Origin of the sequence: Citrobacter freundii ATCC 8090 = MTCC 1658 = NBRC 12681, assembly GCF_011064845.1 — a bacterium.
Lineage (GTDB): Bacteria > Pseudomonadota > Gammaproteobacteria > Enterobacterales > Enterobacteriaceae > Citrobacter > Citrobacter freundii.
Genome location: NZ_CP049015.1, coordinates 976,200 through 990,065, shown reverse-complemented (window position 1 = coordinate 990,065; position 13,866 = coordinate 976,200). Strand labels below are relative to the sequence as shown.

The window sequence follows — 13,866 nt, the reverse complement described above, 5'->3', positions numbered from 1 at the left end:
ATGCGCGAAACCGATATTACACAGTTAAGTAATCTGATACTGGGAATGTGGTTTCCCTTCGTACGCATTATGGCGTTTATTCACTACGCACCAGTACTGGATAATGCCGCGCTGACCATACGTATACGCATTATTTTGTCACTGGCGTTGGCCTTTATCATTACGCCGCTTATCCCCCACCCGGTGCCCACCAGCCTGCTGTCGATGAACAGTATTATTTTGACCACGGAGCAGTTTCTGTGGGGAATACTTTTCGGCCTGATGCTGCAGTTTTTATTTTTAGCGCTACAACTGGCGGGCCAAATCCTCTCTTTTAATATGGGGATGAGCATGGCGGTGATGAACGACCCCAGCAGCGGCGCGTCAACGACGGTACTGGCGGAAATGATCAACATCTACGCGGTGATACTGTTTTTTGCCATGGATGGGCATCTGCTGCTGGTGAGCATTTTATTCAAAGGCTTTACTTACTGGCCGATTGGCAATGCGTTGCATCCGCAATCTCTGCGCACGATTTCTCTGGCGCTGGGCTGGGTATTCGCTGCCGCCACGCTGCTGGCGCTGCCGACAACCTTTATCATGCTGATTGTTCAGGGCTGCTTTGGTCTGCTAAACCGTATTGCGCCGCCGCTCAACCTGTACTCATTAGGTTTTCCCATTAACATGCTGGCGGGCCTGATCTGCTTTGCGACTCTGCTTTACAACCTGCCCGACCACTATTTGCACCTGGCGAATTTCGTCTTACAGCAGCTTGACGCGCTGAAGGGGCACTATGGCGGATAACAGTAGCGAAGAAAAAACAGAAAAACCCTCGGCGCAAAAACTTCGCAAGGCCAGACAAGAGGGACAATTACCGCGTTCAAAAGATATGGGGCTTGCCGCCAGTCTGTTTGCCGCGTTTATGGTGATCTCCAGCAGCTTTCCCTGGTACGAAGATTTCGTGCGTGAAAGCTTTATCAGCGTGCATCAGTACGCGCAGAACATTAATGACCCGGACATCATCGGTCAGTTCCTTGAACACCATCTGCTGATTCTGGGGAAATTCATCCTGACGCTGTTACCCATGCCGGTTGCCGCGCTGTTTGCCTCACTTGTTCCGGGAGGCTGGCTATTCCTGCCGAAGAAAATTTTGCCGGACTTTAGCAAATTAAGCCCGCTCAAAGGTATTGGTCGCCTGTTTTCTACCGATCATCTGGTGGATACCGGCAAGATGACGCTCAAAGCGATAGTGCTGCTGGTGATGCTATGGATCAGCGTACGCAATAACGTTGCCGCGTTTCTCGGCTTACAAGAGCTTCATTTCAAACAGGCCATCAGCGATGGTCTGGCGCTGTACAGCAGCATCATGCGCAACTTCGTCATCCTGTTTGTTTTCTTTGCGTTGATCGATGTCCCTCTGGCGAAAAAAATGTTCACCAAAGGGCTGAAGATGACGAAACAGGAAGTGAAAGAAGAGTATAAAAATCAAGAAGGTAAACCCGAGGTTAAGGCCAGGATCCGTCGCCTGCAACGGCAAATGGCGATGGGGCAAATTCGCAAAGTTGTGCCAAAAGCCGATGTGGTGATCACCAACCCAACCCACTATGCCGTGGCGCTACAGTACGACCAGTCACGCGCCGCAGCGCCTTTCGTGGTTGCCAAAGGCACCGATGAAATCGCGCTGTATATCAGGCAGGTAGCGGCAGAAAGCAATATTGAAATCGTTGAGTTTCCTAAGCTGGCACGCTCCGTTTATTACACCACCCAGGTGAATCAACAGATCCCATTTCAACTGTATCGGGCGATTGCACACGTCCTGACCTATGTACTGCAAATGAAACACTGGCGTGATGGTTCCCAAACCCGCCCTTCTCTGAACAGACATATTTCCATTCCAAAAGAGGTTCTTAAACTGGATGCCGAAAACAACTAAACAATTCCTCGCGCTGCTGCGTAACGGTAACATCGGCATTCCGCTGGTCATACTGTGTATCCTGGCGATGGTGATCCTGCCGTTACCACCGGCCCTGCTGGATATTCTGTTCACCTTTAACATCGTGCTGGCGGTGATGGTGCTGCTGGTGGCCGTTTCCGCAAAACGCCCGCTCGAATTCAGCTTGTTCCCGACCATTTTGCTGATCACCACCTTAATGCGCTTGACCCTGAACGTGGCGTCAACACGCGTGGTGTTACTGCATGGGCATATGGGCGCAGGCGCTGCCGGTAAGGTGATTGAGTCTTTCGGTCAGGTGGTGATCGGCGGTAACTTTGTCGTCGGTTTTGTGGTGTTCATCATTCTGATGATCATTAACTTTATCGTGGTGACCAAAGGTGCGGAGCGTATCTCCGAAGTTTCTGCCCGCTTTACGCTGGACGCCATGCCCGGTAAGCAGATGGCGATCGACGCCGATCTGAACGCAGGACTGATTAATCAGGCGCAGGCGCAAGCGCGACGTAAAGATGTGGCGGGCGAAGCGGATTTCTATGGCGCGATGGATGGTGCGTCAAAGTTCGTGCGCGGCGATGCCATCGCTGGGATGATGATCCTGGCTATCAACCTGATCGGCGGCGTCTGTATCGGGATCTTTAAATACGATTTAAGCGCCGAAGCCGCCTTCCAGCAATACGTCCTGATGACCATCGGTGACGGCCTGGTCGCCCAGATCCCTTCTCTGCTGTTGTCGACAGCTGCAGCGATCATCGTCACCCGCGTAAGCGACAGCGGCGATATTGCCACGGACGTGCGTAGCCAACTGCTGGCCAGCCCCTCCGTGCTGTATACCGCCACCAGCATTATGTTTGTGCTGGCAGTGGTGCCGGGGATGCCGCATTTCCCCTTCCTGATTTTCAGCGCCCTGCTGGGATTCACCGCCTGGCGCATGAGCAAGCGACCGAAGGTGGCTGAGACCGACGAGAAAAATCTCGAAACGCTGACCAAAACCATCGCTGAAACCACCGAGCAGCAGGTCAGTTGGGAAACCATCCCCTTAATAGAACCTATCAGCCTAAGCCTGGGATATAAGCTGGTGTCGTTGGTCGATAAATCCAAAGGGAATCCGCTCACTCAACGCATTCGCGGTGTGCGACAGGTGATCTCAGACACGAACGGCGTACTGCTGCCGGAAATTCGCATCCGCGAAAACTTCCGCCTTAAACCGACCCAGTACGCCATTTTTATCAATGGGATCAAGGCCGATGAAGCCGATATTCCCGCAGATAAGCTGATGGCGCTGCCCTCCAGTGAAACCTATGGCGAGATCGACGGTGTTTTAGGCCACGATCCAGCCTATGGTATGCCGGTCACCTGGATTGTTCCGGCGCAAAAAGCTAAAGCGTTAAATATGGGGTACCAGGTTATTGATAGTGCCAGCGTCATTGCGACGCATGTGAATAAGATCATTCGTAACTATATTCCAGAGCTATTTAATTACGATGATATTACGCAGTTGCATAACCGCCTCTCTTCTATGGCGCCACGTCTGGCGGAAGATTTGAGCGCAGCGCTGAATTACAGCCAGCTCTTGAAAGTGTACCGGGCGCTGCTTATCGAAGGTGTGTCATTGCGCGATATCGTCACCATAGCCACCGTACTTGTCGCCAGTAGCACCGTGACCAAAGATCATATTTTGTTAACGGCAGATGTGCGTCTGGCGCTACGTCGCAGCATTACCCACCCGTTTGTGCGCAAAGATGAGCTGGCCGTATATACGCTGAACAGTGAACTGGAGAATCTGCTGGCGAATGTGGTGAATCAGGCTCAGCAAAGTGGAAAAGTGGTGCTGGATAGCGTGCCGGTCGATCCCAATATGCTGAATCAGTTTCAGACCAATATGCCGCAGATAAAAGAACAGATGAAAGCGGCGGGGAAAGAGCCTGTGCTGCTGGTCGCGCCGCAGTTACGTCCTTTGCTCGCGCGCTATGCGCGCCTGTTTGCCCCGGGCCTACAGGTGTTGTCTTATAACGAAGTTCCGGATGAACTGGAATTAAAGATCATGGGGGCGTTAAGTTAACGCCTGCCGAGGCGGTGTCATTACACCGCCTTTTTGATTACAGAATCGTATTTTCCGTAAGAATACGACGAGCGCCAAGATAATGATCCTGCCAGAAGTCATCGGATAAATTGCTCACCCGAATTGTTTCTCCTGTCCGTGGTGATTCAATAAATTGTCCCTGCCCCAAATAGACGCCCATATGATCGGCAATATCCCGGCTGTGAATATGAAAGAACACTAAATCACCACGGCGAAGATCGCGGTTAGCGACAATAGTAGCCCGTCGATAGTGATACATTTCATTCGCTGTCCGGGGCAATTTTGCCGCCAGGATTTTGTTGTAGGCATAAAAAATCAGCCCGCTACAGTCAAACCCTTCATCCGGATCGGTACCGCCCCACAAATAGGGTTTACCGAGCTGTTGCTCAAGTCGGTGGATGGCCACTTCAGTGATATTGTGTAGATGATTGCTACTGAGAAAATGGTCATTCTCAGCCAGTTCCTGCCAGCGATGGTCGCTGGCTTTTAGTGGGCCAGGGAACCACTCCGGGTGCTGTTTAATCAGCGCCCGGTTCTGCTGGCGCAGCGCGCTTTTACTTTCTGCGTTGCCTTCCACCACGTAGCTTGCCTGCTTTTTTACCTGCGCGTGATACTGCTTCAGCAGCCGGGCGCGGTTACGCATCCGCAAGTGAGTCGCATAGCTTAAATGGGCGTCAGATAAATGGGGCTGAACTTTGGCGACAGACGGTAAAGACAGCACAACACACAAAGACAGCAGACCCGGCAAGAAGCAACGGGGTGCAGAGACAAAAAACATGAAAAGAAGAATACCTGGTCAAACACGTTCGCCGCAGTCTACCGCTATTGCCCATCATTCCTTTTTAATATTCGATTATTAAATAATTAATTTTTTAAATTCAATAGAATAGACATTCTTCACTAATAAGACGAAATGCAGTGTGCTAACCAGCAAAACAAGCCAGTGTCTGACTGCCTTTAAGCACAATTTTCCGTATAAAGAAAAACTAAAGTGTAAACGCCGCACGAGAGACTTGCGAAAAACTCTCTTGGTGCTAATGTGAGCGCTCCAGATCCAGATTTATCCGATTTGGGGACTCTTTTTGCCGTCCTGGCGTGTGTAATCGTTTTATCAAGGAATAAGCAGTATGCGTAAAATCGCATTTTTTCTTGCGATGCTTTTATTGCCGTGCGTTTCGTTTGCCGGTTTGCTGAGCAGCAGCAGCCCGACTACGCCTGTCAGCAAAGAATATAAGCAGCAATTAATGGGCTCCCCCGTTTATATCCAGATCTTCAAAGAAGAGCGAACGTTGGATCTGTACGTCAAGATGGGCGAACAGTATCAATTGCTCGACAGTTATAAGATCTGTAATTATTCCGGTGGCTTAGGGCCGAAACAGCGTCAGGGTGATTTCAAAAGTCCGGAAGGATTTTACAGCGTTCAGCGTGGACAGCTGAAACCGGATAGCCGCTTCTATAAAGCGATTAACATTGGTTTCCCTAATGCCTACGATCGCGCACACGGTTATGAAGGTAAATACCTGATGATCCACGGCGCCTGTGTTTCCGTCGGCTGCTACGCAATGACCGACAACGGCATTGATGAGATTTTCCAGTTTGTGACCGGCGCTCTGGTGTTCGGACAATCCAGCGTACAGGTGAGCATTTATCCGTTCCGCATGACCGATGCCAACATGCAGCGCCATAAGTTTTCGTATTACAAAGATTTCTGGGCCCAGTTAAAGCCAGGATACGATTACTTTGAACAAACGCGTAAGCCACCGACCGTTTCCGTCGTCGATGGTCGTTACGTCGTCAGCAAGCCGTTGAGCCACGAAGTCGTTCAGCCGCAACTGGCATCAAACTACACGCTCCCCGAGACAAAATAATGCCCACTCGCCTGGCATAATCTTTTGCCAGGTTTCATTGCCGGTTAACGGTTGAGTGGCAATCACGGTGACCACATCATTGGGTGTGGTCTCTGAGCTAAAATCAATCTCCACATCCTGATCCAGCAATGTCGCCACGCCAAACGGCGCACGACGCGTGATCCAAAACAAATTGGTCGAGCAGAAGGCCATCACATAACGTCCGTCAGACAACAGCATGTTGAAGACGCCCTTCTCCCGCAGTTCTCCTGCCAGCATCGCGATATATTTAAACACCGCCGTCATATTGCCAGGCGTGCGCGGATAACGCTCCGTCAGCTTGTGGAGCAGCCAGCAGAAAGCTTTTTCGCTGTCGGTTTCACCGACCGGGCGGAAATTACCGGTCTCCAGTGATTTATAACCGCTGAGTTGCCCGTTATGGGCATACGTCCAGTTACGTCCCCATAGTTCACGGGTAAATGGATGGGTATTTTCCAGCGCAACTTCTCCACGATTCGCCTGACGAATATGGGCAATCACGGAACAGGATTTGATGGGATAGTCTTGTACCAGTTTGGCGATAGGCGAATTAAAGCTGGGTTGCGGATCTTTAAACGTACGGCAGCCCTTACCTTCATAAAACGTAATACCCCAGCCGTCTTTGTGCGGCCCGGTACCTCCGCCGCGCTGGACCAGCCCGGTGAAGCTAAAGCAGATATCGGTTGGCACATTGGCGCTCATCCCGAGCAGTTCGCACATACATCACCTACCTTAAAACCGTGAACTGCCTGATGGCGCTGCGCTTATCAGGCCTACATGGCGCTCATGTAGGCCGGATAAGGCTTCAGCCACCATCCGGCAATCGTCTTCTTATGGTTTAACCATCTCTTTTTCGATCAACTGGATCAGGATATGGATCACTTTGATATGAATTTCCTGAATACGATCAGCGTAGCCAAAGTGCGGCACGCGAATTTCGATATCCGCGCTGCCCGCCATTTTGCCGCCATCTTTACCGGTCAGGGTGATAACTTTCATCCCTTTCTCACGCGCTGCGGCAATCGCTTTAATTACGTTACCGGAATTACCCGAAGTCGAGATGCCTAACAGGACATCTCCCTCACGACCCACGGCTTCTACGTAGCGAGAGAACACATAATCGTAACCGAAATCGTTGCTGACGCAGGAGATATGGCTGACGTCAGAGATAGCGATAGCAGGGTAACCAGGACGGTTTTCACGATAGCGTCCGGTCAGCTCTTCGGCAAAGTGCATCGCGTCGCAATGGGAACCGCCGTTACCGCAAGAGAGTACCTTACCGCCGGCTTTAAAGCTGTCTGCCAACAGGACCGCCGCGCGCTGAATGGCGTGAATATTGGCGTCATCTTTAAGAAAATTAGCCAGCGTTTCCGCCGCTTCGCTCAGTTCGTTACGAATAAGATCCTGGTACATGAGGATATCCTTCAGCATGAATGTAAATGACAAGGTGCAGTGTACCGGATAGCGCTACCAGCGAGAAGTACAAGCCACAGGAATGGCTACGGCTTTTGATTTTTTGTGCCGGTTAAAACAGCAACAATGTGAGCTTTGTTGTAATTATTTTGTAAACACATTGCTAAAAGAATTTACATCCACTACAACCATATCATCACAAGTGGTCAGACCTCCTACAAGCAAGGGAGCTTTTCGTTATGATGATTTTGAGTATTATCGCTACGGTTGTTCTGCTCAGCGTTCTGTTTTATCACCGCGTGAGCTTATTCCTCAGCAGCTTAATTTTGCTCGCCTGGACGGCCGCGCTTGGCGTGGCTGGCCTGTGGTCAGTCTGGCTGCTGGTTCCTCTGGCCATTATTCTCGTACCGTTTAACTTTACGCCGATGCGCAAATCTATGATCTCTGCACCGGTGTTCCGCGGTTTCCGTAAAGTCATGCCGCCAATGTCGCGTACTGAGAAAGAAGCGATTGATGCCGGTACGACCTGGTGGGAAGGTGATCTGTTCCAGGGCAAGCCTGACTGGAAAAAACTGCATAACTATCCTCAGCCGCATCTGACTGCTGAAGAGCAAGCGTTTATTGATGGTCCAGTGGAAGAAGCGTGCCGCATGGCGAACGACTTTCAGATCACTCACGAACTCGCGGATCTGCCTCCGGAACTGTGGGCATATCTGAAAGAACACCGCTTCTTCGCGATGATCATTAAGAAAGAGTACGGCGGTCTGGAATTCTCAGCATATGCTCAGGCTCGCGTTCTACAGAAACTCTCCGGCGTTTCTGGGATCCTGGCGATCACCGTTGGCGTGCCTAACTCATTAGGCCCAGGCGAACTGCTGCAACATTACGGCACCGAAGAGCAGAAAAATCATTATCTGCCACGTCTGGCTCGCGGTCAGGAGATCCCATGCTTTGCTCTGACCAGCCCGGAAGCCGGCTCCGACGCAGGCGCGATCCCTGATACCGGCGTGGTTTGTATGGGCGACTGGCAGGGCCAGCAGGTGCTGGGTATGCGCCTGACCTGGAACAAACGCTATATCACGCTGGCGCCTATCGCTACCGTGCTGGGTCTGGCATTTAAACTCTCCGACCCGGAAAAACTGCTGGGTGGCGAAGAAGATCTTGGCATTACCTGTGCGCTGATCCCAACCTCAACGCCAGGTGTACAAATTGGGCGTCGTCACTTCCCGCTGAACGTGCCGTTCCAGAACGGTCCGACACTGGGCAAAGATGTGTTTGTACCAATTGATTACATCATCGGTGGTCCGAAAATGGCCGGTCAGGGCTGGCGCATGCTGGTGGAATGCCTGTCTGTGGGACGTGGTATTACCCTGCCATCTAACTCGACGGGCGGCGTGAAATCGGTCGCGATGGCCACCGGCGCGTATGCGCACATTCGTCGCCAGTTCAAAATCTCTATCGGCAAGATGGAAGGTATTGAAGAGCCGTTGGCACGTATTGCCGGTAACGCCTACGTGATGGACGCTGCAGCATCACTGATTACCTACGGCATTATGCTGGGTGAAAAACCGGCGGTGTTGTCGGCCATCGTGAAATATCACTGCACCCACCGCGGGCAGCAGTCAATCATCGATGCGATGGATATCACTGGCGGTAAAGGCATTATGCTTGGCGAAAGCAACTTCCTCGCCCGTGCTTATCAAGGTGCGCCAATCGCTATTACCGTTGAAGGTGCCAACATTCTGACCCGTAGCATGATGATCTTCGGTCAGGGTGCGATTCGCTGCCATCCGTATGTTCTGGAAGAGATGGCTGCGGCACAGAGTAACGATGTGAATGCGTTCGACAAGCTGCTGTTCAAACACATCGGTCACGTCGGCAGTAACAAAGTGCGTAGCTTCTGGCTTGGCCTGACGCGTGGTTTAACCAGCAGCACGCCAACTGGCGATGCGACCAAACGTTACTACCAGCACCTGAACCGTCTGAGCGCCAACCTGGCCCTGCTTTCAGATGTGTCGATGGCTGTACTGGGCGGTAGTCTGAAGCGTCGTGAACGTATCTCCGCACGTCTGGGCGATGTGTTAAGTCAGCTGTATCTGGCCTCCGCGGTGCTGAAGCGTTATGACGACGAAGGCCGTCATGAAGCGGACCTGCCGTTGGTTCACTGGGGCGTTCAGGATGCGTTGTACAAAGCGGAACAGGCGATGGACGATCTGCTGAAGAACTTCCCGAACCGTCTGGTCGCGGGCTTGCTGAATGTGGTTATCTTCCCTACCGGTCGCCACTACCATGCACCGTCTGACAAATTGGATCATAAAGTCGCGAAGATTTTGCAGGTTCCGAGCGCTACTCGTTCTCGTATTGGTCGCGGTCAATATCTGACGCCAAGCGAGCATAACCCGGTTGGTTTGCTGGAAGAGGCGCTGCTGGACGTGATTGCAGCCGACCCAATCCACCAGCGGATCTGTAAAGAGTTGGGTAAAAACCTGCCATTTACCCGTCTCGACGAACTGGCGCACAATGCGCTGGCGAAAGGGCTGATTGATAAAGATGAAGCCGCGATTCTGGTGAAAGCCGAAGCGAGCCGCCTGCGCAGTATCAACGTGGATGACTTTGAACCCAAGGAGCTGGCGACTCAGCCGGTAAAGCTGCCAGAGAAAGTGCGTAAAGTCGAAGCCGCATAACGACACTCGCACGACGTTTAGCCCCGCTTAATGCGGGGCTTTTTATTGCCACATTTTCATTAATGCTCATGCTACAGTGTCAAAATGTTGTTCAACGAGGAGCCTCGATCGTGCCTGGTTTGAAAATTACTCTGCTGCAACAACCATTGATCTGGATGGATGGTCCGGCCAACCTGCGCCATTTTGACCGACAACTGGAAACCGTCGCCGGACGTGATGTCATTGTATTGCCTGAGATGTTTACCAGCGGATTTGCCATGGAAGCGGCAAATAAATCGTTGCCGCAAGAGGAAGTTGTAAGCTGGATGCGTAGCAAAGCGCAGCAGACAAATGCCCTGATAGCAGGTAGCGCGGCGATACAGTCTGAACGGGGACCGGTGAATCGTTTTTTGCTGGTTGAACCCGAAGGTAATGTGCATTTCTACGACAAGCGCCATCTGTTCCGCATGGCGGATGAGCACCAGCATTACCAGGCGGGTGACGCGCGCGTTATTGTTGAATGGCGCGGCTGGCGCATTCTGCCGTTGGTCTGTTATGACCTGCGTTTTCCGGTATGGTCGCGCAATCGCAACGATTACGACCTTGCGTTGTATGTTGCCAATTGGCCGGCGCCGCGTTCTCTGCACTGGCAGGTTCTGCTTGCCGCACGGGCGATTGAGAACCAGGCTTATGTAGCAGGATGTAACCGCGTGGGCACTGACGGTAACGGGCATCATTATCGCGGTGACAGCCGGGTGATTAATCCGCAGGGTGAGATTATTGCCACCGCCGAGCCGCATCAGGCCACACGCATTGACGCAGAACTGTCTCTCTCAGCGCTGCGTGAATATCGCGAGAAATTTCCCGCCTGGCAGGACGCCGACCCATTCACACTATAACTATCGCCTTCACTCCCGCTGCATAACGTTTTTCCGTGGCGGGATTGTTTCACTCCGTAACCAACCGCAAAACAAATTCGCGTGGCGACATGCGGTGGGCATCGTATCCTGCAAAAGATAATCACTCGTAACCAGCGAGTGACTGACAATGTTAATAATTCCCTTATCAGGATCTCGACATGAAGAACTTCTTACGCATGACTTTGCTGGCAGTTACCGTGGCTGGCGCTTCTTTTAGCACCCTTGCAGCAACCACATCTAATGTTCCGGCTCCAGCCCAGGATCCGATAGTACAACATCTTAAGTTGAGCACAGACCAGATTGCGCAGATTAAAAAACTGCACCAGCAGCTTGAAACCAACGTAAGCCAGATTTCGGTGAAGGATGTTAAAGACGGCGCGTTGATTGACGTCATCAAGTCCGGGAAGTGGGATGAAACAGCCGTCAAAAAACAGCTTTCGGCATTCAGCAACATCGAACAGCAGGCGCGTTATTATCGCGTGAAATACTATTTTGACCTGAACAAAGTGCTGACTCCAGAACAGCGCCAGCAGGTGCAAAAAGACATCGCACAGACGCTAAGCGAGTAATTGCCAGAGCCTGGATCAGCAATGATTCAGGCTTTTCGGTAAAATCGCCTGTTCAAACAGAAAACCCTGTACAGCATCTGCGCCGCTCATACGGCAAATGGCATAATCCTGTGGCGTTTCTACCCCCTCAATGACAACCCGTTCACCCAGCCCACGAAACTGATTGACCAGAACCCTCAACTGCCACTCCGATGTTCTGAACTGATGAAACATTCCACTTTCAATTTTGATGGCATCGAAACGGATGCCCGACAGCCGCCAGACAAAAAATAGCTCAGGTGAAACATCATCCAGCCACACGCGAAACCCGTGACGCACCAGCGTTTTTACGGCGATGCATACGGCCTGCTGCTCTGCCTTCTCCAGCCGCATCATGGAGCCCGGATCCTGAATCTCAATAACAATCCGCCCCTGATGCACCTGCTTTGTGAGACGCGTGACCCATGACAGACAGGTCAGCATCCTGACGGATAAATTCAACGAATAGCTTCCAGAAAGAGCCAGCACCCGTTGCATTTGCCATAGAAAAAGCTGCTGTTTTGCCGCAATTGAAAGGTGCTTGAAAAACAAATCCAGTGGGAGCGGAGTGCGTACCTGACTTAACACTTCACAGACATCCAGCGATACGTCATCAAAAAAATGAATGCGCTGCAAACGGATCCCAGTGATCTGCAGCAGTTCGGCGTTGCGGGGAAGTTCTGGCACATAACGGGCCTGTTCGCTGAATCTGTTCATATCATTCCATTATTTTATTAAAAGGACGTCGTGCATCCTGCAGCCACGGGATACGGCGATCGTTCGGGTATATCAGGCAAAAGCGCGTCGCCAGACGATGCGCCTCGACAAGGTCGCGCTGTTGCAACGCCAGCAAGATTTGCGTGAAGGAGACATTAGGGTCTGGGTGAACGCGCACATAGTCAGGCGCCCAGCGGCGAACCGCCTCCAGCCAACGAGCGTCCCGGGTACGCTGATACCGCTGCAGATACCCCATCTGGACATCAAACCGGTAGCGAGTGGCAAGAAGCCAGCCTCCCACAGGGAGCGATTCGGCCAGACGCCACTGGGCTGACTGCCGCTCTGCCAGCGTCAGTTGCTGTTGCGTATGCAGCGTGAGAAGCAGCAATGGCGCGACGGTCAGTAGCGAGATTACCCCTGGCGCGCGAATCAGCCACGTCGACGTAAGCACCAGGCGTATTCCAGCTCGGTCGCTGTCTGCACATCGAAGCAACAGGATCAGCAGTAGCCAATGCGGCGTTGACTGCCTGACGGGGTATTCCGTCAGCATATGAATCACCACCGGCAGCGCCGCCACCAGACAGGCGCGACGCCAACGATTTCCATGCATCCAGAGCCAGAAACCACTCGCAATAAAACACAGCGCTCCCACCAGCCCAACCAGACCGCCCTCCACCAGCCATAACACCAGTTCATTGTGCGGATGCGAGATGCTGCTCAACCCCAACGGTCCCGCACGTTCGAGAAACACGGCGGCAAAACTGCCCACGCCCCACCCCGTCCACGGGCGTTCGGCAAATAATGCCAACGACGTTTTGAGTACCGTCCAGCGCACCTGGGAAGTGGCGAAGTGATCGACCGTTGCAACGGACAAAAAATGGCGAACGAGCGACCCCGCCGCCATGCCTGACGCCAACGGCAACAGGAGTAGTAACAACGTACGCCGTTGCGCCGGGAAAACCGCCAGCAGCAGCACTTCACCGACTACCAGAGACAGGTAACCGGTTTGCGACTGGGATTCATGCAGCACAAATCCCATCATCACCAGGCCAACCCCGATGACAATTCGATACCCGTCGCGCAGCCGTAAAAAGAGCGTGGCTGACAGCAACACGCCACAGGCCGTAAAGCTGGCCAGCAGGTTGACCTGCTGAAAAATGCCGTAAGGCCGTGTACCACGTCGCCAGGCAAACTCCCAGTAATCCACGCCCGGCAAATGCCAGTACTGATAGACAAACACCAGACATTCAATCACGCACGCCCCCCATAGCAGGGCCAGCAGTGCCGTCAGGGTGTTTGCCGTGAGAGGAATTTGCAATGTGACCAGATAGACGCTCACACCTCCCAGTAACGCCCCCGCCACCAGTAGTGCCTCGGCCTGCCTGACGTCAGGTGTTAGCAGGCAAAGCAACGTCAGGATGAACGCCCCGACCGTAAAACCCGCAGCTGGCACAGTGATGCGCCAGCGTTGACGAGGCGCCAGCATCAATACGCTTGCAGCCAGTACAACAGCGTAGATCCAGCTCGTAATATTAAGCGGCAACGACAGACCGCTGCCGCCGTTGTTCGGCCAGTAGAGATGCATGGCCCCACACCAGAAAAACAGACTAATACCGAGCAATAATTTCTGCGCAGGCAGCGGCGCAATCCGATTCAGTACGTTCATCATG

Annotated in this window: 12 protein-coding genes; 7 read left to right on the top strand and 5 right to left on the bottom strand. The window is 52.5% G+C overall.

The genetic code is table 11. The features are described 5' to 3' along the window. From fliR to flhA, 3 genes are read left to right on the top strand one after another with little or no spacing between them, the layout of a single operon-like run. On the top strand, positions 1 to 783 hold the full coding sequence (gene fliR, locus G4551_RS04740; protein ID WP_003838861.1) for a flagellar biosynthetic protein FliR: 783 nt from the start codon (positions 1 to 3) through the stop codon (positions 781 to 783). Continuing rightward, positions 773 to 1,912 carry a flagellar biosynthesis protein FlhB gene (flhB, locus tag G4551_RS04735; RefSeq protein WP_003838863.1) on the top strand — a complete coding sequence of 380 codons (1,140 nt, stop codon included), beginning with the start codon at positions 773 to 775 and terminating at the stop codon, positions 1,910 to 1,912. The genes fliR and flhB overlap by 11 nt, the downstream gene beginning before the upstream one ends. Next, entirely contained in the window at positions 1,896 to 3,989 is a 2,094-nt protein-coding gene (flhA, locus tag G4551_RS04730) for a flagellar biosynthesis protein FlhA (protein ID WP_003838865.1), read from the top strand. Before flhB ends, flhA begins: the two co-directional genes overlap by 17 nt. Positions 3,990 to 4,026: 37 nt before the next feature. Here the strand turns inward: flhA and G4551_RS04725 are convergent, their stop codons facing one another. Then, positions 4,027 to 4,788, bottom strand: coding sequence for a C40 family peptidase (locus tag G4551_RS04725; protein ID WP_003838866.1), 762 nt, complete (start codon positions 4,786 to 4,788; stop codon positions 4,027 to 4,029). Positions 4,789 to 5,137: 349 nt separating this feature from the next. Here G4551_RS04725 and dpaA point away from each other — a divergent pair, with 349 nt between their 5' ends. Then, on the top strand, positions 5,138 to 5,878 hold the full coding sequence (gene dpaA, locus G4551_RS04720; protein WP_003830823.1) for a peptidoglycan meso-diaminopimelic acid protein amidase: 741 nt from the start codon (positions 5,138 to 5,140) through the stop codon (positions 5,876 to 5,878). Here dpaA and G4551_RS04715 read toward each other — a convergent pair. Together G4551_RS04715 and lpcA are read right to left on the bottom strand one after the other, a co-directional pair. Next, entirely contained in the window at positions 5,849 to 6,616 is a 768-nt protein-coding gene (locus tag G4551_RS04715; RefSeq protein WP_003031388.1) for a class II glutamine amidotransferase, read from the bottom strand. The genes dpaA and G4551_RS04715 overlap by 30 nt on opposite strands. Before the next feature lie 111 nt (positions 6,617 to 6,727). Further along, positions 6,728 to 7,309, bottom strand: a complete 582-nt coding sequence (lpcA, locus tag G4551_RS04710; RefSeq protein WP_003031390.1) for a D-sedoheptulose 7-phosphate isomerase — start codon at positions 7,307 to 7,309, stop codon at positions 6,728 to 6,730. Positions 7,310 to 7,548: 239 nt separating this feature from the next. On the opposite strand from lpcA, the gene fadE reads away from it, so the two are divergent. The 3 genes from fadE to G4551_RS04695 all read left to right on the top strand — a co-directional run bounded on the left by fadE (position 7,549) and on the right by G4551_RS04695 (position 11,461). Further along, a complete protein-coding gene (gene fadE, locus G4551_RS04705) occupies positions 7,549 to 9,993 on the top strand; it encodes an acyl-CoA dehydrogenase FadE (protein ID WP_003838869.1) in 2,445 nt (814 codons plus the stop codon). A 110-nt stretch (positions 9,994 to 10,103) separates the two neighbouring features. Beyond that, positions 10,104 to 10,871: an amidohydrolase gene (locus G4551_RS04700; protein WP_003031394.1), complete on the top strand. Its 768-nt coding sequence runs from the start codon at positions 10,104 to 10,106 to the stop codon at positions 10,869 to 10,871. A 179-nt stretch (positions 10,872 to 11,050) separates the two neighbouring features. Continuing rightward, positions 11,051 to 11,461 carry a Spy/CpxP family protein refolding chaperone gene (locus tag G4551_RS04695; protein ID WP_003838871.1) on the top strand — a complete coding sequence of 137 codons (411 nt, stop codon included), beginning with the start codon at positions 11,051 to 11,053 and terminating at the stop codon, positions 11,459 to 11,461. A gap of 15 nt (positions 11,462 to 11,476) precedes the next feature. Here G4551_RS04695 and G4551_RS04690 read toward each other — a convergent pair whose 3' ends face one another. Both G4551_RS04690 and G4551_RS04685 read right to left on the bottom strand, forming a co-directional pair. Beyond that, a complete protein-coding gene (locus G4551_RS04690; RefSeq protein ID WP_003838873.1) occupies positions 11,477 to 12,196 on the bottom strand; it encodes an EAL domain-containing protein in 720 nt (239 codons plus the stop codon). A gap of 1 nt (position 12,197) precedes the next feature. Continuing rightward, a complete protein-coding gene (locus tag G4551_RS04685; protein WP_003838875.1) occupies positions 12,198 to 13,865 on the bottom strand; it encodes an O-antigen ligase family protein in 1,668 nt (555 codons plus the stop codon). Between the last annotated feature and the right edge of the window lies 1 nt (position 13,866).